This window comes from Xanthomonas codiaei (genome assembly GCF_002939785.1).
GTDB classification, from domain to species: domain Bacteria; phylum Pseudomonadota; class Gammaproteobacteria; order Xanthomonadales; family Xanthomonadaceae; genus Xanthomonas; species Xanthomonas codiaei.
In genome coordinates, this window is sequence record NZ_MDEC01000042.1 from 1 (window position 1) to 18,451 (window position 18,451).

The 18,451-nt window shown below is 68.8% G+C and carries 12 protein-coding genes and 1 pseudogene; 2 read left to right on the forward strand and 11 right to left on the reverse strand.

The window, feature by feature from the left end; genetic code table 11:
* Positions 1 to 496: 496 nt before the first annotated feature.
* Complete coding sequence (locus XcodCFBP4690_RS20450; protein ID WP_104543958.1) at positions 497 to 1,681, forward strand: benzoate/H(+) symporter BenE family transporter; 1,185 nt, start codon at positions 497 to 499, stop codon at positions 1,679 to 1,681.
* 110 nt (positions 1,682 to 1,791) lie between these two features.
* Here XcodCFBP4690_RS20450 and bphP read toward each other — a convergent pair whose 3' ends face one another.
* The 6 genes from bphP to XcodCFBP4690_RS20480 all read right to left on the reverse strand — a co-directional run bounded on the left by bphP (position 1,792) and on the right by XcodCFBP4690_RS20480 (position 9,884).
* Complete coding sequence (gene bphP, locus XcodCFBP4690_RS20455; RefSeq protein WP_104543960.1) at positions 1,792 to 3,696, reverse strand: bacteriophytochrome BphP; 1,905 nt, start codon at positions 3,694 to 3,696, stop codon at positions 1,792 to 1,794.
* Entirely contained in the window at positions 3,693 to 4,286 is a 594-nt protein-coding gene (locus XcodCFBP4690_RS20460) for a biliverdin-producing heme oxygenase (protein ID WP_104543962.1), read from the reverse strand. The genes bphP and XcodCFBP4690_RS20460 overlap by 4 nt, the downstream gene beginning before the upstream one ends.
* Positions 4,287 to 4,385: 99 nt before the next feature.
* Entirely contained in the window at positions 4,386 to 5,651 is a 1,266-nt protein-coding gene (locus XcodCFBP4690_RS20465) for a TCR/Tet family MFS transporter (protein ID WP_104543964.1), read from the reverse strand.
* A gap of 605 nt (positions 5,652 to 6,256) precedes the next feature.
* On the reverse strand, positions 6,257 to 8,419 hold the full coding sequence (locus XcodCFBP4690_RS20470; protein WP_104543966.1) for a lytic murein transglycosylase: 2,163 nt from the start codon (positions 8,417 to 8,419) through the stop codon (positions 6,257 to 6,259).
* Positions 8,420 to 9,059: 640 nt separating this feature from the next.
* The gene (locus XcodCFBP4690_RS20475; RefSeq protein WP_104544000.1) at positions 9,060 to 9,266 is read right to left on the reverse strand and encodes a hypothetical protein; all 207 of its coding nucleotides are present in this window, start codon (positions 9,264 to 9,266) and stop codon (positions 9,060 to 9,062) included.
* Positions 9,267 to 9,494: 228 nt separating this feature from the next.
* Positions 9,495 to 9,884 carry a YchJ family protein gene (locus XcodCFBP4690_RS20480; RefSeq protein WP_104543968.1) on the reverse strand — a complete coding sequence of 130 codons (390 nt, stop codon included), beginning with the start codon at positions 9,882 to 9,884 and terminating at the stop codon, positions 9,495 to 9,497.
* A 90-nt stretch (positions 9,885 to 9,974) separates the two neighbouring features.
* Between XcodCFBP4690_RS20480 and XcodCFBP4690_RS20485 the strand changes: the two are divergent.
* A pseudogene (locus XcodCFBP4690_RS20485) lies at positions 9,975 to 10,799 on the forward strand (sulfite exporter TauE/SafE family protein); the annotation flags it as partial.
* A gap of 260 nt (positions 10,800 to 11,059) precedes the next feature.
* Here the strand turns inward: XcodCFBP4690_RS20485 and XcodCFBP4690_RS20490 are convergent.
* From XcodCFBP4690_RS20490 to XcodCFBP4690_RS20510, 5 genes are all read right to left on the reverse strand, one after another.
* Entirely contained in the window at positions 11,060 to 12,253 is a 1,194-nt protein-coding gene (locus XcodCFBP4690_RS20490) for a Wadjet anti-phage system protein JetD domain-containing protein (protein ID WP_104543970.1), read from the reverse strand.
* Positions 12,254 to 12,257: 4 nt separating this feature from the next.
* Positions 12,258 to 15,644, reverse strand: a complete 3,387-nt coding sequence (locus XcodCFBP4690_RS20495; RefSeq protein WP_104543972.1) for an ATP-binding protein — start codon at positions 15,642 to 15,644, stop codon at positions 12,258 to 12,260.
* Between the two features lie 64 nt (positions 15,645 to 15,708).
* The gene (locus tag XcodCFBP4690_RS20500; protein ID WP_104543974.1) at positions 15,709 to 16,425 is read right to left on the reverse strand and encodes a DUF4194 domain-containing protein; all 717 of its coding nucleotides are present in this window, start codon (positions 16,423 to 16,425) and stop codon (positions 15,709 to 15,711) included.
* Entirely contained in the window at positions 16,412 to 17,881 is a 1,470-nt protein-coding gene (locus tag XcodCFBP4690_RS20505; RefSeq protein ID WP_104543976.1) for a DUF3375 domain-containing protein, read from the reverse strand. The genes XcodCFBP4690_RS20500 and XcodCFBP4690_RS20505 overlap by 14 nt, the downstream gene beginning before the upstream one ends.
* Positions 17,878 to 18,426 carry a DUF4276 family protein gene (locus XcodCFBP4690_RS20510; protein ID WP_244183752.1) on the reverse strand — a complete coding sequence of 183 codons (549 nt, stop codon included), beginning with the start codon at positions 18,424 to 18,426 and terminating at the stop codon, positions 17,878 to 17,880. The genes XcodCFBP4690_RS20505 and XcodCFBP4690_RS20510 overlap by 4 nt, the downstream gene beginning before the upstream one ends.
* Between the last annotated feature and the right edge of the window lie 25 nt (positions 18,427 to 18,451).

Sequence of the window (18,451 nt, forward strand, 5' to 3'; positions counted from 1 at the left end):
GTTGCCGCCGCTGCACCTCCACCTGCCGAAGCAGCTTTCCGTGTAGCGAGCCGCCCATCATAGCCGGCTTTTGCGTTTCGTCAACATCTTTCGGTGTTTTCGAAACCCCTCCCTCATTGCTGCGATGCTTCGAGAAGCGCCGCCGTCCTGAGCGAGGCCGCGCAGTTTATCGAGCCTGTGCAGAAGTGCAAGCACTTTTTGACACTGCGATGACATCGACCCGATTTGGTGGGCAATCAGGCCACTGGCTGCAGCGTCAACGCAGCCCCGCGATGGATCTGCCGACTGGATTCACTCCACATGGCGCGCATCCATCGATGACCCGGTGTAGTGAGGCGCTGCAGGGATGCGGCGATGGCATGCAGTGCTGTCGCGGCAATCGGCATGCGTGCCAGCCCTGCCGCGACCCTCTACATGGAAGCCGACATGCGGACGTCTTGCGATACCGCCGGGGCAATGGCTCGGAGAGAATGGCTGGCTGAAAGGGAGTCTTCCGATGCCATCAGCCCGCAACCTGTTCCGCGACCTGTCCCTGCCTGCGATTGCCGCCGGCTTCGTCACCGTCCTGGTGGGGTTCGCCAGTTCGGCGGTGATCGTGTTCGAGGCGGCGCGGCATCTGGGCGCCGACCAGGCGCAGATCGCCTCGTGGATGTGGGCGCTGGGCATCGGGATGGGGGTGACCTGTATCGGTTTGTCGCTGCGCTACCGGGTACCGGTGGTCACCGCGTGGTCGACACCGGGGGCGGCGATGTTGATCGGAAGCGCGGCCGGGGTTCCGCTGCGCGAGGCGATCGGTGCGTTCGTGGTGGCGGCAGTGCTGGGTACGGTCGCCGGGTTCACCGGGGTGTTCGAGCGGGCGATCCGCAGGATTCCGGTTTCGCTGGCCTCGGGGATGCTGGCCGGTGTGCTGTTGCGTTTCGGGTTGGACCTGTTCGTGGCCATGCAGAGCCAGGTGGTGCTGGCATTGGCGATGCTGGCGAGCTACCTGGCGGGGCGGCGCTGGTTTGTGCGTTATGCGGTGATTGCCACGCTCCTGGTGGGCGTCGCGATCGCCGCCAGCGGCGGGCTGATGCACTGGGAGACGGTGAAGTTGGAACTGGCACGGCCGGTGTGGGTGACGCCGTCGCTATCGTGGGCGGCGGTGTTCGGGCTGGCGCTTCCGCTGTTCGTGGTCACCATGGCCTCGCAGAACGTCCCTGGCGTGGCAGTGATCCGGGCCTGCGGCTACGCGGTGCCGATTTCGCCGACGATCGGCTGGATCGGCGTGGTCAATACGCTGCTGGCGCCGTTCGGGGGCTATGCCTTGAACCTGGCCGCGATCACCGCGGCGATCTGCATGGGCCGCGAGGCGCACGAAGACCCGGCACGGCGCTATGCCGCGGCGGTCAGCGCGGGCGCGTTCTATGTGGTGATCGGCCTGTTCGGGGCGACCGTGGCCGCCGTGTTTGCGGCGTTTCCGCGCGAGCTGGTGATGGCCATTGCCGGAATCGCGCTGCTGGGCACGATCGGAAACAGCCTGGCGGCGGCCTTGCGCGAAGACGGCGAGCGCGAGGCGGCGTTGATCACCTTCCTGGTCACCGCCTCCGGGCTGACGCTGGGCGGGATCGGGGCGGCGTTCTGGGGTCTGGTGGCCGGCACCATTGCCTTGCTGGTGCTGCGCCCGCGGCCCGCAAAGACGTAGTCCAGGTACCTGTCCGCACGGACCGGCCCCTGTGCGGCAAGACATGTCCATGCGGCGGCCGGCAGCAGTAGCCGACCGCGGACGCCGCCGTTGTCGCGCCTGGACCCGGTCTACTCCGGGTCGCGCAACTGCAGCAGCCAATGCGCGGTCACCCCCGTGGGGCTGGGCAAGGGTTCGAGATGGAATTGGCGATACACCGGCACGCCGTCGCGGGTGCGCAACGGCAAGGTGACGTAAGCGGCGCGTCCCAGCCGCAGCGCCTCTTCGAACAGTTCGACCTTGGCCCTGGCGGCATCGGCGGCCAGCAGCGCGAGGATGTCGCAGCCGACCAGCTCGGCGACCTCGGTCTGGCTCAGGTCGGCGAACGCCGGGTTGACGAACATCAGTCGGTGCACGCCGGTCTGGGCACCACGTTCGATGATGGCCACGCCATCGCGCAAGCGCGACAGCGAGGCTTCGAGCAGGGTGAAGTCCTGCTGGAAGCGCTTGCGCTCCATCAGTTCGATCAATACCCGCAAGCTGCGCGCCGATTCCAGATGCAGTGGCGCCCACCGGCGGGCCCGCCCGCGCACGGTCTGCTGCCACAGGTCGAAGCTCTTGCGCGGCGACAGCCGCGAGTTGGGGATGTCCTGCAGCTTGGCCAGCTGCGGATTGCCGGCCCATTTGATCTGCTGCACCTGCTCGCGACGGGTCCACAGCAGCGCGCTGCGCGATTGCGGCATCAGCGGGACGAAGATGAAACCGGCCGCCAACGGCGCCAGGTCGGCCAGTTCCGGAAAGACCTCGCCGATGGCATCCACATGCAGGGCGCCCACCGCATCCTCGCGCAGGGCGTCGTGGTGTGCCGATTCGATATGGTCGCGGATGCGGCGCAGCGCATCGGTGTCCGGCGCGCTGCCGTGGCGGCTGATCTCGTTGCCATGGAAGATCGCCACGCCGTCGGCGTCCACCACGTCCATCAGGTCCGGGGCCATGTCGGCCAGCATGTCCACGGTCAGGTGCTCGGCATCGTTGAAATCGGTGATGAGCTTTTCGCGGATGGTCAGCAGCACCGACTCCATCCGGGCGCGCGATACCGCCTGCAATGCGCCGATACGACCGGCCAGCGCGCGGGTGACCGCGTCGGTGGCATCGCGCATGGCGTGACTGGTGAAGTGCGGGCTGTAGTGATGGCAGGAGATCAGCCCCCACAGCGCGTCGTTGACGACGATCGAAGACACCAGGGTGGCGGTGACCCCCATGTTGGCCAGGTACTCCAGATGCACCGGCGAGACGCTGCGCAGGCTGACATCGCTCAAGTCCACCGGGGTGCCCAGGCGCGGGTGCAGGGTGGGCTGGATCGGCGAGGGCCGGTAGCCGACATCGGCGATCTGGCGCACCCGGTTGCGCAGGTACAGCGCGCGCGCCTGCGCCGGGATGTCGCTGGCGGGATAGTGCAGGCCGAGATAGGCCTCCAGGTCCGGCTGGCGGGCTTCGGCAATGACATCGCCGTTCCACTCTTCGTCGAAGCGGTACACCATCACCCGGTCGAAGCCGATCATGCTGCGCAGGCCCTTGGCGGCGCGCACCGCGGCCTCGGCGATGCCGGGATCGCGCTCGATGCTGCGCAACAACGGCAACGCTTCGCGCAGGGTGACGTCCATCAGGCGCGCGTCGCGCGGCTCGATCTCGACCAGCCATTGCTCCGGATACAGATGCCAGGCGGCCACCCAGGCGTGCTCGGGCGGCGTGGCGCGCGCGGGAAAGCGCGCTTCGGCATGCAGCAGGTGCTGGGCGTGCTCATCCACCGCGAAGGGCTGCGCTTCGGGCACCTCCAGCACCTGGGTGTAGGGCGTGCCCAGCAGCGATTCCAACGGCATGCCGAGCAGATCGGCGGCGGTACTGCTGGCCTGCACGATGCGGCCATCGGCCGGTTCGATCACCAGCAGCACGCCATAGGGCTGGATCAGGCCGGGGATGTGGATCGGTTCACGCGCGCATTCATCCATGTCCAGGGGTTCGGTGGTCTGGGTCACGCGTGCGGCTCCGCTGCAAGACAGCTGTGGAAGTGGGCGAACATGGCCTGCGCGCCGTCGATGGCGGTGGCGCGCGCGCGCGGGGTATCCAGGCATTGATCGAGCACGGCCTGAAAACGGCGCCAACCGGCGGGGTCTTCGTCGGCCAGTTCGAAATACTGCAGCGCATCGGCCAGCGCGGGTTGATGGCGGCGCAGGCCGCGGGCGATCACCCGCCCGCCCAGCTGCGCGCCTTCGATCACATACAACATGCCCCAGCGCGCGGCGGCGTCGGTGCCGGTCGGTGGGGCCAGCAGCGCATCCGGGCGCTGGTCGAGCGTACGCAGATCCGCGCGCAGGGCCGGCGCCCGGCGACGATAGTGCCAGCCGTTGCCGACCAGGGTGCTCAACCAGTCGCCGAAGCGCTCTTCGAACCCGGCCAGCAAGGCATGGTGCCGGCGCAGGATCAGCGCGTAGCGCGTGCGATCGACCTGCCCCTGCCCGAGCGCCTGCATTAGCGGAACCGCTTCGACCAGGCGATGGGTGTCCTGGGTGGCGTGGCGCAGCGCGCGTGCAGCCGACGTGGGAGCGGCCAGGGTGTTGGAACGCATAGGAAGTCGAGGCGGTGCCGGGGCACGGAAGGCATCAGCCTAGCAGTGCCGGCACGAATCAGAAAAAGCGGGCGCGAGCGTCACATGAATGCGTTGGCATCAACCGCCGGTCGCATTGGCCAGGCCACGGGTACGCCCTGCCCTCGCCCACGCCATCAACCAGCCGGCAGCGAGCAGTACGCCAGCCAGCAGCCAGGGCGCGCCGGGCAGATGCAGCGGTGCGCCACGACCGATGAACCAGGCGAACACGTTGGCGAACAGCAACGGACCGGCGATGCCGGCCAGACTGACCAGGCTGGTCAGCGCGCCCTGCACGCGGCCCTGCGCATCGGCGCCGACGTCGCGGGTGATCAAGGCCTGCGCCGCCGGTGCGGCGATGGCCCATAGCGCGCTGATCGGCACCCCGACCAGGAACATGCGGCCGCTGTCGGCGAAGCCGTAGATGACAAAGCCGACCACCCCGCAGCCCAACCCCAGCAGCAGGGCGCGGCGCTCACCCAGCCAGCGCACCAGCCGGCCAACCAGCAAGGCATTGACGACGATGCTGCACACGCCCACTCCGGCCAGCACCCAGCTCACTTCGCGCGGGCCCCACTGGTATTGGTAGCCGGCGAACAGCACGAAGATGCTGGGGTAGACGTAATGCGCCAGGTTGGCCAGGAACACCACCGCGGCCAGGCCGAACACCTGCGGGTAGCGGCGCAGCAGTTTGAGCGCGCCGAGCGGGTTGGCGTGCGACCACTCCAGCCGCGCCGTGCGGCGTTCGGCGGGCAGCGATTCGGGCAGCACGAACCAGCCGTACAACACGTTCAACAAGGCCAATCCTGCGGCAAACCAGAATGGCCAGCGCAGGCCGATGCTGCCCAGCCAGCCGCCGATCAGCGGGCCGGCCACGAAGCCGATGCCGAACGCGGCACCGAGCATGCCGAACGCACCGGCGCGCTTGTCGGCAGGGGTGACGTCGGCGATGTAGGCGTTGGCGGTGGAAAAGCTGGCCGAGCAGATGCCGGAGATCACCCGGGCCAACAGCAGCATCGGCAGGCTGTGGGCGATGGCCATCAGGATGAAGTCCAGGCCCAGCCCCAGGCACGACAGCAGGATCACCGGGCGGCGGCCGAAGCGGTCGGACAGCGCGCCCTGCAGCGGTGAGCAGACGAACTGGATGGCGGCGAACAGGAACCCGAACCAGCCGATCCAGCCGGCAGCCATTGCGTAGTCGCCGCCGGTGAAGTGTCGCACCAGGTCCGGCAGCACCGGAATGATCACGCCGAACGACAGCACGTCGATCAGCACGGTGATGAAGATGAAGATCAGTGCGGCGCGGCGCCGGCCCGGGGCCAGAGCGGAATCGGGTAGGAGAGACATCGCGCGGCCCGCGGTGGTGAGGCCGGCAGTGTAGCTGCGGATGGAGGTGCCGGAGGATGCGGTAGCTGGGCTGCGTGAGCCGGCATGGCCTGGTGTTGTGGTGCTGGGTGTCTTGGATTGGTCGCTGGCCCTCATCCGCCCTTCGGGCACCTTCTCCCGCTGGCGGGAGAAGGGCTGGGTGATGCGGGAGGGCGGTATTGCCTGGCCTTTGGGGCTGGGGGTCTGGTGTTCTGGGGCTGGGTGTCTGGATTGGTTGCTGGCCCTCATCCGCCCTTCGGGCACCTTCTCCCGCTTGCGGGAGAAGGGCTGGGTGCTGCGGGAGGGCGGTATTGCCTGGCCTTTGGTGTTGGATGTCTGGTGTTTTGGTGCTGGGTGTCTGGGATTGGTCGCTGGCCCTCATCCGCCCTTCGGGCATCTTCTCTCGCTGGCGGGAGAAGGGCTGGGTGCTGTGGGGGGCGGTATTGCCTGGCCTTTGGGGCTGGGGGTCTGGTGTTCTGGTGCTGGTGCCTGGATTGGTTGCTGGCCCTCATCCGCCCTTCGAGCTCCTTCTCCCGCTTGCGGGAGAAGGGCCGAGTTGCTGTGGGCGAGCGCTGGCCGGGGGTCGGTTACTCGACGCTGATGGTCTGGGTGAGGGTATGGCTGGCGCCGGGGGCCAGTTCGATCACGTCCGGGCCGGCGTTGGACGCTTCCAGGCAGACGTAGTCGCGCCAGCCCTCGCCCACGTCGGCCATCTTCCTGCCGGCCTCTTCGCCCGGATTCCAGGCCACCAGCGAGCGGCTGCCTTCGGTGGCGATGACGATGCGACGGCCCAGGACCGGGTCGGTGAGCGTGTAGCGGCCACCGGCGTCGACGTAGATGCGGTCGCTGCGGCCGGGATCGCGTGGGTCGCGCAGGTTCCAGTCGCCTTGCTGGCGATGGGCGCTGGCGTAGTTCTCGTACTTGTCCAGATACTCCAGGCCGTCCAGGCCCTGCACGTCGACCTTCAGGGCATCGCCGACGCGGAAATAGTTGTGCAGCGCCTGGGTGAAGCGCACCGGCGCGGCGCTGATGTTCTCGGTGATCAGGCGCTGTTCCAGGGTGCGACCGATACGCAGCGTCATGCGCAGGCGCAACGCCAGGTCGTCGAAGGCCGGCGGGGTCAGGGTGAGCACCACGGTGCCATCGTCTTCGCGGTGGCTCTCGGTGAGCTGCCACGGCACGGTGCGCACGAAGCCGTGCGCGGGCACCTCGCCGGTCTGGTCCTGGCGGCCGAAGTACGGCCAGCACACCGGGGCACCACCGCGGATCGGGGTGGGCGGCTGCTTGGCGAGGGGCGACAGCCACATCACGTCCTGGCCGCCCTTGGGCACGAACGAGAGCAACTGGCCGCCGAACAGACTGATGGCGGCGGTGGAGAACGGGGTGTCGATCAGCAGCGAGGGGAAGCCGTGGAAGTCGCCTGTGGTCAGGCCGGTGGTGTCGGACATGGGGGATGCCTTGTGGACGATGGGAGAGTGGGCGAATGCGGGGTAGGCGGCCGGTAGCTTGAAGGCGGTACCGCGCACGGCGGCCATGCCGGTGAGCGGCGGGGCGGCGCGCAGGGCGGTGAGGATGCGCTGGCCGGGGCGGCCGTCGGCCGGCTGCAGGCCCAGGCGGGTCTGCTCGACCTGGATGGCGCGGCGGGTGGCGCTGCCGACCATGCCATCGGCCTCGCCGATCTGGTAGCCGCGCTCGAGCAGCAATTGCTGCAGTGCGCGGCGTTCCGGGCGGCCCAGGCCGGGGTCGTCGGTGGGCCAGGCCGCTGCCAGGCCGGCACCGCCACGCAGGCGGTCGGCCAGCAGCGCGATCGACAGCGCGTAGCTTTCGGCGGCGTTGTAGGCGTAGATCGCGTCGTAGTTGCGGAACACCAGGAACGCCGGGCCGGTGGCGCCGGCTGGCAGCAGCAAGGCGGCGGGCGTCTCGGCCGGCAGCTCGCCCGGTGCGAGCGGTTTGCCATCGGTGCCGAGCAGGCCGGCGTGTTGCCAGGCCTGCAACGGCTGGCGGCGGGTGCGGCCGGCCTTGCTGGCATCGAAGCCGGGCGGCAGGCGCACCTCCATGCCCCAGGGGCGGGCACGCTCCCAGCCGGCCTTGAGCAGGTAGTTGGCGGTGGAGGCCAGCGCGTCGGGAATGCTGGCGACCAGATCGCGGTGGCCATCGCCGTCGCCGTCGACCGCGATCCGCGCGTAGGTCGAGGGCATGAACTGGGTCTGCCCGAACGCACCGGCCCAGGAGCCGGTCAAGCCATCCGGCGACAGATCGCCCTGCTGCAGCAGGCCGAGCAGGGCAAGGAATTCGCCACGGAAGAACGGCTGGCGGCGGCCGGCGCACGACAAGGTGGCCAGCGACACCAGCAGCGGGCGCTTGCCGGTGACCCGGCCATAGTCGCTCTCCACGCCCCAGACCGCGACGATGGTGGCCGGGTCCACGGCGGTCTGCTCGGACAAGCGGGTCAACAGCTCGCGGTGGGTGGCCAGCATGGCCTGGCCGTCGGCCACGCGCTGGCTGTCGACCAGGCTGGCGAGATAGTCCCAGATGGGGGTGGTGAACTCCGGTTGCGCGTCCAGCAGCGGCAGCACGCTGGGATCGGGTGCCAGGCCGGCGGTGAAGCGCTGGAAACTGGCGGCATCCACGCCCTTGGCGGCCGCCTGGGTCTGCAGGCCAGCCAGACAGCGCTCGAATGCCGGATCGGCGCAGGCAGCCAGCGGCACCATTCCAAGCAGGACTGGCAAGGCGCGCCGAAACGGCGTCATGGCGCGGTGGCCGGCACGTGGGCGGAGGTCATGCGATGGAGTGCTCCTGCGGCAAATCGATCCACCGAGGATAGCCAACCCGGCAGGGTCCGGGGTGCAGGTGGCTGATGCGCAGCCCCGGCTGGGCGGGCGCAGCGGGCCTGCCTGCCGATGCGCGCGCGGTTGGCGGGATCGTTGGTGGTGGTGATGGGTAGCCCGCGGTGCAGGCGCCGCGGCGCTGCATGCGCCGGCATGCGCCGGGACTTCGCGCTGGTGGAGGTGGCCGTTGCTGAAAAGGCCGGGGCCGCAGTCACGGTGCGGCGGGGCGGGTGTCGGACTGTCCATCCACGACGAGGCACGCTCGCTGGACGGCGGATACGCACGGTTTCAGCGTAGGGTGGGCCAGACCGCCGGCGGCAGCCACGGCCGGGCCAGATACAGCGCCGGCTGCCGCCCCGCCATTTCCCGACCGGCAGCGCGGCATAGCGCGCGCAGATCGGCATGCGGACACGGCTGCGCCGCTTGGGCTGGGCCGCGTCCATCTTCCGGTGGTGTCGTCTCGATCGCGCCGACGGCTGGCGGTGTGCGGGGTCAGCGACGACGGGCCTGACGGCCTGACGGCCTGACGGGCACTCTGCTTGCAGGGCACGCGAGCGCCGGCTCAATTGCCCTCGCCGGTAATGCCGGTCAGCAGCGACAGCGCGGGGGTGGACGGGCTGCCCTCGGCGGTGCGGCGGGAGCGTGCGCGCGATGGCGCGTCGTGGCGCGGCCCAAAGCGGACCATGGCGGTCGCCAGCACGGCCGGCAGCACGACCGCGAAGACCACCACGGCCACAAGCACCCATTGCCAGAAATTGAAGGTTGCCATGATCGCTTTCCCACCCCGCGGCGAGCTCCGCCGGCGCGGCAAGCTTCCCGGATCGGCTGCGAACGCCATGTCGACAAACGCCGCCGCCAACTGCCGTTGGTCGGATGAATCGCGACGGCGCGACGGCGCGGAAAGCGTCCGGCTCCTGCCAGCCGCAGCGGCGGCGCTGACGGCCAGGGGTGTTGGACGATTCCCGGCCCCGGCAGCTGCGGGCCTGCAGCATCACCGCTAACGGGCGTCGAGGTAGTACCAGCGGCCGTCTTCGCGCACGAAGCGGCTATGTTCGGTCATGCGGACGGCGCTGCCGCCGCCGATGCGATAGCGCGCCAGGAACACCACCTCGGCGGTACCGTCGCCGGTGCTGAGGGCACGCTGGACGGTGAGGCCGAGCCAGGTGGTGCGGCCACCTTCGTCCAGGGGCAGTTCGGCTGGGCGGGTGGACCGGTGCCAGCTGGACAGCAGGTACGCGACATCGCGGCGCACATACGCGCTGTAGCGCGCGCGCATCAGGGTTTCGGCATCGGGGGCGGCCGCGCCGGCGTGGTATTGGCCACAGCAGCGCGCGTACTCGGCGGGGCGACCGCAGGGGCAGGCATCGTTGGGTCTGGAGGGCGACATGCCGGGGATTGTGCGGGTTTTGATTGGGGATTGGGGATTCGTGGTTGGGGATTCGTGGTTGGTGGTAGCGGCCACGGTTGAGGCGCTGCGATGCCGACTGCATGCGGCGGCTATGCTGTCGCCCCCGCCGTACGGAGCCTGGCTTTGCTGGACCTGATTCCCACCGAGTTGCCCTGGCTGCTGTGCATTGCGTTCGTGGCCGGGTTGGTGGATGCGGCGGTGGGCGGCGGTGGATTGATCCAGCTGCCGGGCCTGTTCGCCACCCTGCCGCAGCAGGCGCCGTCGTTGCTGCTGGGCACCAGCAAGTTCAGCGCGATGTTCGGCACGGCGGCATCGGCATGGCGCTACGCGCGCACGGTGCGGTTTCCATGGCGGCCGGTGCTGTACGCCACCTCGGCGGCCTTCACGTTTTCGTTTTTGGGGGCGACCGCGGTCAGCCTGATGCCCAGGCAGGCGGTGCGGCCGGTGATCCTGGTGCTGCTGGTGGCGATGCTGGTCTACACGCTGGTCAAGAAGGATTTCGGCGCGCTGCATCGTCCGCGCAGCGTCGGCCGCCGTGAGCTGATCACCGCCTTGGCGATGGGTGCGGCGATCGGGTTCTACGACGGCTTCTTCGGGCCGGGCACCGGCAGCTTCCTGATCTTCCTTTTCATCCGTTTCTTCGGGCTGGATTTCCTGCGCGCCTCGGCCGCGGCAAAGGTGGTGAACCTGGCCACCAACCTGGCGGCACTGGCGTTCTTCCTGCCCAGTGGGCAGGTGATGCTGGCGGTGGGCGTGCCGATGGCGGCGGCGAACGTGGCCGGTGCGGTGGCCGGCACACGAATGGCGCTACGCGGCGGCACGCCGCTGATTCGCCAGTTGTTCCTGGTGCTGGTGGTGGTGCTGATCGGCAAGATGGGGTGGGATCTACTGCACTGCCCCCCGCCATCGGCAGTGCTGCGCAGGTGTGGCCCCTATCTCGACCTGCAGCACGCATCGAGGCGGGTGCGCGCGCGTTGCACACCTGCCGGAGCACCCTTGGCAACGCCGGCATCGGTTCGAACCCGGACGAGGCGGCATCCCGGCGATCGTCGCAGCGCTGCCGATCGCCTGCGGCCCTGGGCAGCCGCATGCGCTCGCTGGCAAAGTCGCGTACACGCGGTGCGGGTCGCCCGGTCGGATGGGACGCTCAGTGCTTATCGCACCGTCGGGGCAGCCAGTGCCGCCTGCACGCGCGGCCAGGCGTAGCTCCAGTCGATGCGTTCCTGCTCCAGCCTGGGCGCTGCGCCGAAGCGGCCATCGCGCAGGTGGCTGTAGAACGCCTGCTCGTCGCAGGTCAGCGCGGCCAGGCGTTGCGCACGGTGTTGCCGCGGTTCGTGGCCCCATAGCGCGCGTGGGGTCGCCTGCAAGGTGGCCTGGTCCATCAGCACGGCGATGGTGTGCGGCGCGTGCGTGCGCAGCCGATGCAGGATCGCCAGGCCATGGGTGTCGATGTCGCCCCAGTAGAACAGCGGCACGCTGCGCAGCCAGCCGATGCTGCGCAGGTAATCGACCGCGTAACCGCGCGCCATCAGCACCGCGGTGCCCGGCAGGGCTTCGCAAGCCAGGCCGGTGTCGAGGTTTTCGACGATCAGCAGGCGCGCGATCGGCAGGCGCAATGCGGCCAGTTGATCGATCCGCACGGTCAGATCGCTCAACCCGCCGAACTGCGCGCACAGCGCAGGATCGAGCAGGCGCAGGCGCACGCGGTCCGGCGCCTTGCGCAGCCCGGACAGGCTGTCGAAGCTGCGCGGCTCGGCCAGCCCGCGCAACCCGGCCAGCCAGTCGGCGATGATGCCGCGGCGGGCGTGCACCCATTTGCTGTCGATACCGGCGATCGGCAACTGACGCAGGAACAGGCCGCTGTCGCGATGGCGGTGCAGCCAGTCGACCACGTCGGCCATGCGCTCGATTTCGTCGTCCGCGCCATCGGCCAGCAGATCGAACTGGCGACGCATCCGTGCGGCCAGGCCGGCGGCATCCGGCCAGCGCGCCAGCAGGCTGGCGCACCGCGCGCTGGCACGGTGCCAGCGGTCGTGTTCCTGCAGTGCGGCGGCGGCCTCGGCCGGGGTGTCGCAGGCCCAGGCCAGCGGCAGTTGTTGCGGCCCCAGCTGCGACCAGGAGAGCTCGCGCATCTGCACCCGCCCCGGCAAGCCGGCGCGTTGCCAGGCTCGCAGCCAGGCACCGAAGGCATCGAACTGCGCGCTGGCCTGGGCCTGGGTGGGAGGGTGCAGCGCGATCGGCCGCGGCGCAGCAGCGCCGATCAGCCAGTCGCCGCGATGGCGTTGCCATTGTGCCCGCAGGGCCTGGAGGGCGGTCGCTGGCAGCAGCATGCAGCTGGCACGGGCCATCGGCTCACTCCTGCTCCGCCACCGATTCGGTGGCAGCCGCGGCGCTGCGGCTGCGCTCTGGCAGCTTGAGCCGGCGCGCGTGTTCGTCGTATTCGATCAGCAACACGCCCGAATCGTGGCGGCCGCTGATCTCCACGAAACAGGCGCCGCCAATGAACGGCTCCAGCGTCATCACCGACTTCAACGGCGTGGCCACCACCATCTGGAAACCGAAGTTCTCGAAGATGTTCATCGCCAGGGCGGTGAATTCGTTGTCGGCCTTGTCGAAGGCTTCGTCCAGCACCACCGCCGCATAGCGCGGCAGTTCGCCGTCTTCGCCGCCGAGCTGGTAACGCAAGGCGGCGGCCAGACACGTGGTGGCCAACTTCTGCCGTTGGCCGCCGGACTTGCCGGCGCCGCTGCGGTAGATCTCCACCTGCTGCCGCGTGGCCGCGTCCAGCTCGACGCCGACGAATTCCACATGCAGGCGCACGTCCAGCACCAATTCGCGCCAGCGCTTGTCCTCGCCTTCCTGCGAGCCCAGCTTGCCCACCAGCTCGCGCAGCACGGCAAATTGCTGTTCGGCCACCTCGCGCTGTTCGGTCTGGTGATGGCCGAGCACATCGCGCAGGCGTTGATGGAACTCGATCACCTCCGGCAGGCGGCGGTCGCTCAGTTCGATGGTCAGCAAGGTGCCGTGGTTGAACGGCACCTGTTCCAGGCTGGCGTTGACCTCGTCCAGCCGCTGGGCGATCGATTTGCGCGCCTCGGCGGTGTGGCGCTGCAGGGCCAGCAGGTTGTTCTTGCTCTGGCTTTGCAGCAGATCGAAGAAACGTGCCTCGTGCTGCGGCAGGCCATCGCGTTCCAGGCGCTGCAGGCGGGCCAGGAAATCGTCGGCGCTGGCGAGGCTGACAGTGAAATCGCCGCTGTCTTCGGGCCACTGCTGGCAGTAGCGGCGGAAGCAGCCGAGCAGCAGCTGCTCCAGGCGGGTGAGCTCGTCCTTGCCGAGTGCCAGCTGCGCGTCCAGCCCGCGTTCGAGATGGCGAAAACGCTCCTGCAGCGTGTCCAGGCTCAACTCGCCGAGCGTCTGCAGGCGCTCGGCCAGGCCCTGCTGTTGCAGCGGGGTGACCACACGGCTGCGCGCATCGGCGCATTCGTGCTGCTGCTTTTCCAGCCGCGTGCGCTCGGCGCCCAGGGTGATGCGCTCCTTGCGCACGTCTTCATACGTGCGCGTGGCCTGGACGATGTCCGCGCGCGTGCGGTCGATCGCCTCGCCCAGCGCGCGCAGGTTGGCATCGCCCTGGCGCAGCTGCTGCAAGGTATCGGCGATCTGGCTGAGCCGCTGCAACGAGGCGGCCACGTCGATCTCCTCCCAGCTCAGATTCACCAGCGTGTTCTGGGCCAGGCGGCGCGCGCCCTCGCGCTCGCGCTGGGCGCGCAGACCGGCCACCTCGGCATCGCAGGCGGCGATGCGCTGCGCCAGCTCCTGGCCTTCGCGCTCGAACAGCGCCAGCTTGTCGCGGTTGTCGAAGCCCAGCAGCCAGCGCCGGCGGTCGCCGATGGCGTGGCGGTCGTCCTTTTCGTAACGCTCGCCGGGATGTTTGACCTGGCCCTCGCGGGTGATCGCCCGCTCGGCATGCCGCAGCGCCTTGGCGCTGTCCACGCAGTCGTAATCGAAGCGCTTGCCCAGTTCGCGGCGCAGCCAGCCGGCGAATGCATGCTCGCGCAGTTGCAGCTTGTGCAGCAGCGAGGCGGCGCCGGGTTCGCGCCCGCTCATGGCCGGTTCGTTGCTGCGCACGCGGTAGTACACCAGCCGCGTGCCCAGATGGGTGCGATTGACCCAGTCGGCGACCTCGGCGTAATGCCGTTCGTCCACCAGTAACGACTGCGCAAACCCGTGCAGCACGCGCTCGATGGCGCCGCGCCAGGCCGCTGCGTCCTCGCGCACCTGGATCAGTTCGCCAACGAACGGCAGCGCGGCCTCGGGCACGCCGGTGTCGGCGCTCAGGCGCGCGCGCAGGCTCTGCATCGGGGCCGGGATATTGGACGGGTTGCGGGTGAGCGCCTCGATCTCGGCGCGCACCTCGGCAAAGCGTTTGCTGTCCTCGTGCTTGGTGGCGATGCGCGCACTGATCGCCTCGTCATGTTCGGCGGCAAGCCGCTGACCGTCTTCCAGCGCTGCGCGCGCCTGCGCGAGCTGTTCGGCGAAGCCGTGCGCGCTGCCGGCCAGGGCCTGTTCGAGCGCACCGCAGGCCTGCTCGGCTTGCGCGCGCTTGGCGGCGCGGCGATCGCGCTCTGCCTGCAGCTGGTCTTGTTCGCGCTCCAGCGCATCGATGCGTTCGCCGCCTTGCGCGCGCCGCTGCGCCTCCAGGTCGTCCAGGTGGCGGGTGTGGTTGTCCAATGCGGCGCGGCGCTGGCCTTCTTCGCCGGCCAGGCCGCGATCCTGTACGTCCAGTTCCTGCAGGCGCGCCTCCAGCAAGGCGAGCCGGCGTTGCTCGCGGTAGGCATCGATGCCGAGCTTGAGTTCTTCCAGCTCGCTGCGCTGGCGACGCAGCTGCAGCAGTTCGGCATGGTGCGCGCGCGCTGGCAGCAAGGTCTCCACCTGCCGCCGCGCGGTGACGACCGCATGGTGGGCGCCGTCGAGCTCGGCGAAATCGCCGACCAGGCGCTCGGCCGCATCGAAGGTCTTGGGTTCTTCCAGCATGAAGCCGCGCAGGAACGCATTGAGGTCGCCCAGGTTTTTGGCCGACTGGGTCTTGTGCAGCAGCCGCAGCGCCATCTCGTTGCCGATGCCCAGCTGATGGCGGAAGCGTTCGGCGTAGCCGGCGAAGCTGTCGAAGTGATGCACATCGTGCAGGCGCTGTTTGAGCTTGCGCAGATCCAGGTCGAAGCCGGCCAGGTCGCGGGCTACGTCGAAGGCGCGCTCGGCCACCATGTAGTGCTTGCGCACATCGCCGGTGGCCGTGCTGCTGCCGGCGATCCAGAACAAGCGGATCAGGCTCACCACGCGGTCTTCGCCATTGCGGTATTCCAGCACCAGGGCGGTCCAGGTGGCGCCCTTGCGCAGGTACTGGGTGGCGATCTCGCCGGAGCTGCTGTCCTGCTGGTCGGCCCAGGCGCCGCGCACGTAGGACACCAGGTTGCGATCGCGGCCGCTGCGCTCGGCCTCGCGCGCGGCGGCATTGAAGTCGACGATGCTGGGCGGGGTGAGCAGGGCCGACATCGCGTCCAGCAGGGTCGATTTGCCCGAGCCGGAGCGGCCGACGAACAGAAAGCCACGCTCGGCGATCGGCACTTCGGTCAGGCCGGAGAACGTGCCCCAGTTGTGCACCTGCAGGCGGCGCATGCGGAACTGCTGCAGGCGCGGGTCTGGCAAGTCGTTGCCGAACAGGCTGGAAGCGGCGGAGGTCATCGGGACGGTCCAGGGTAAGCGAAGAAGGCACAGCCCACGGCTGCAACGATGCGGTGCTGAGGCGCTAGCCGTGCGTGGGCATGGTGTCCTGCCCGGCATCGGCAGGGGCCTCGCGCAACTGGCGATAGACCTGCCCCAGCGCGGCGACGTCCTCGGCCGAGAACAGCAGCTTCAGTGCGGGCGAGACTTCGTAGCGGGTCTCTTCGCCGCGCAGGCGGGTGAGCACGTGGTTGTCCTTCATCTTCTGCACCGCCGTTGCCACCCTGCGCAGGAAACCGGCGCGGTCGGTGGACAGGTTCTTTTCGTACACCGCCAGCGCATCGCTCAAGGTGGCATCTTCCACCACCGCCCGCACGCCGCGCGCATCGGCATCGGCCAGTTGCTGGCGCAGATGCAACAGCAGCACCGAGTCGATGAAGGTCAGCGGCGAGGAGCGCAGCAGTACCGGGGTGTCCAGCTCGCCGGTGTCGGCCTGGCGGGTGAAGGCGATGCCGGCTTCGCGATCGAGCACCAGTTCCAGGAACACCTCGGACAGGGCACTGCGAATGGATGTCTCGCTGCGCAGCAGGGCCGACCACAGCCGGCCGTGCCGCTGCGCATCCACGCTGGGGCCACTGAGCAATTGGCACAGCGCGCGCCGCGCTTCGACTGGCAGTTGCCCGGTGTCGCCCGGAAACAGGCCGCTGGATGGTGTCGGCGCAGGATCGGCCTGTACAGCGGCAGCGTCATCGTCCGGATCCGGCATGCGGTCGGCGTCGGGGTCGTGCTCAGGCCAGTTCATGGCGTTTCTCCTGGGTGAACCAGATCAGCGGAATGCGCGCGCGACGCCACTGGCCATCGCCACCGCGCCATTGCGCCAGTTCGAATTGATCGGCGCTGACCACCCCGTGCCGCGTGCCCAGCGACAGATAGCCGATGACGCTGCCCAGCCCCTGGGTGGCCTGGCGCTGGACCAGCGCCTGGGCGATGGAGACCTGCGGCTGGCTGGCCAGCAGTTCGAACAGGTCACGGCGCAGGCTGCGGAAATCGATCTCCGATTGCGCCACCAGATCGCCCACGCTGTCCAGCGAGATGGCGGCCGCCTCGTTGCGCTGGATGCTGCCATCGACCTGCTGTTGGCGCGGGTCGTGCAGGCGCCATTGCGACAACGAGCGCAGCCGGCTGGTGGTGAGCATCAGACTGCGGCCGATCAGCCGTTGGGCCGGAAGGTGGTCGCGCAGGGTCAGCGCATCGGCCTGCACCTGCTTGAGCAGGCGGTTGAGCCGGCGCTGTTCCAGGTAGCCGCGGCTCTGCACGAAACCGCGCAGGCTGCGCGCGAAATGCTGCATCACATCGTGCACCTGGCCGCCGCGTTCGAGCATGGTACCGGTGAGTCCGCGCAGGAAGCTGCGTTCGCGCCGGTCCAGCTTGCGTGCGAACGATCGCCCCAGCACCGTCTCCAGCGCCGCATCCAGTTGTGCACTCTGTTCTGCGTCGTTGAGCAATGCCCAGAACGCCTGGAAGCTGCGCCCGGCGTCGCTGTCGCCGATGACGTCCACGCCTTCGAACAGCCGGGTCAGCACGTCTCCGCGCTCGCCTTCGTCATCGATGATGCGTTCGCGAAACTGGCGATTGAGCTGTTCGAAGTCGTCGCGTACACGGCGGAAATCCTCGGTCAACTCGTCGGCCAGCGCGATCACCTGCCGGGTGCGCTCGAGCGCGCGCTTGCCATCCAGCGAGGCGACCTTGCCGGCGCTCACCCGTGCGATCTCCGCATCGATGCGGTCACGCTCGTCGCGCAACGCCGACAGCCGCGCATCCGGGTTGGTTTCGGTCAATGCGGCCAGCTGGGCCAGTTGCTGCATCACCAGCGCCAGCCGGCTTTCGGTGGCGGCGCCACGGCTGTGCTCCAGGCCGTCGACGAAGCGGATCGCCTGCGTGGCCAGCGTCGACAATTCGAACTGCTCCTGCTGCGCACCTTCTGGCAGATGGCGTTCCAACCAACCCTGCGCCAGCCAGTGCGCGACATAGGCCTGGGCGGTACGCGGCAGGTCGCGCGCCAGATGTTCGGCATTGAGTTCGTCGAGCATGCGCTGCAGCCGTTCGTGCAGGACCGCCGCCGGAAGCAAACGCTCACCGTCCAGCAGCAGCGACTGCAGCAGACCGATCACTTCCGGCGCGTGGTCGGCCGCCAGAAGTTTCCACAGCGGGCTATCGCGCAAGGTGCGATAGCGGGCGATCCGGGCGAGGTGTTTCATGCAGGTAGCTGGTAACCGAGATCGAGTGCCGCTTGTCTTACCCCATTGATGAAGGCATGAAAACTTGGCGAGCGATTACCAGCTTCGCGCAAGCTTTCGGCCATTAGTCGCGCTCCGCTGCGCTTCTGAAACTCCGGAATGAGCCTCTCAAGTTCTGCAGATGGCTTGTTCCATGTGTCCGGTTGCGCAAATCGCTTGCGCAGCCCCGGGGTATCCAGTTTGCAGCCGGGAAAAGCCGACACCAGCGCACCGAGATCAGCGATGTACCAACTCTCCAGCTCTTGGCACACCAGCCTCACCAGCGTCTCCGGGCGTCCCAGTTCGGCACATAGCTGGGCCAGGCGCGCCTTTAGCGCCAGACAATCTCCACCGTCGTTGTCGCGCACGACGACAAAGCGATCTCCGGGCACGCGCCACGCTCTCAGCTTTGTGCGCAGGCTACGTTCCAGGTCGCTCTTCCCATCGTGGGGCACGCATTGGAAGTGATGCCCCTGCTGCCATCCCGGAAACAGGCGCGGCAGCAATCCATCCAGCAGGATCTTCATCGAGGGCTCTTCGAGCAGGAAAATG

Bases quoted from the DNA above. Each gene is read 5' to 3' on its own strand.
- XcodCFBP4690_RS20450 (WP_104543958.1), top strand. From the start codon at position 497: ATGCCATCAGCCCGCAACCTGTTCCGCGACCTGTCCCTGCCTGCGATT.
- XcodCFBP4690_RS20460 (WP_104543962.1), bottom strand. From the start codon at position 4,286: ATGCGTTCCAACACCCTGGCCGCTCCCACGTCGGCTGCACGCGCGCTG.
- XcodCFBP4690_RS20465 (WP_104543964.1), bottom strand. From the start codon at position 5,651: ATGTCTCTCCTACCCGATTCCGCTCTGGCCCCGGGCCGGCGCCGCGCC.
- XcodCFBP4690_RS20470 (WP_104543966.1), bottom strand. From the start codon at position 8,419: ATGACGCCGTTTCGGCGCGCCTTGCCAGTCCTGCTTGGAATGGTGCCG.
- XcodCFBP4690_RS20475 (WP_104544000.1), bottom strand. From the start codon at position 9,266: ATGGCAACCTTCAATTTCTGGCAATGGGTGCTTGTGGCCGTGGTGGTC.
- XcodCFBP4690_RS20480 (WP_104543968.1), bottom strand. From the start codon at position 9,884: ATGTCGCCCTCCAGACCCAACGATGCCTGCCCCTGCGGTCGCCCCGCC.
- XcodCFBP4690_RS20490 (WP_104543970.1), bottom strand. From the start codon at position 12,253: ATGGCCCGTGCCAGCTGCATGCTGCTGCCAGCGACCGCCCTCCAGGCC.
- XcodCFBP4690_RS20495 (WP_104543972.1), bottom strand. From the start codon at position 15,644: ATGACCTCCGCCGCTTCCAGCCTGTTCGGCAACGACTTGCCAGACCCG.
- XcodCFBP4690_RS20500 (WP_104543974.1), bottom strand. From the start codon at position 16,425: ATGAACTGGCCTGAGCACGACCCCGACGCCGACCGCATGCCGGATCCG.
- XcodCFBP4690_RS20505 (WP_104543976.1), bottom strand. From the start codon at position 17,881: ATGAAACACCTCGCCCGGATCGCCCGCTATCGCACCTTGCGCGATAGC.
- XcodCFBP4690_RS20510 (WP_244183752.1), bottom strand. From the start codon at position 18,426: ATGAAGATCCTGCTGGATGGATTGCTGCCGCGCCTGTTTCCGGGATGG.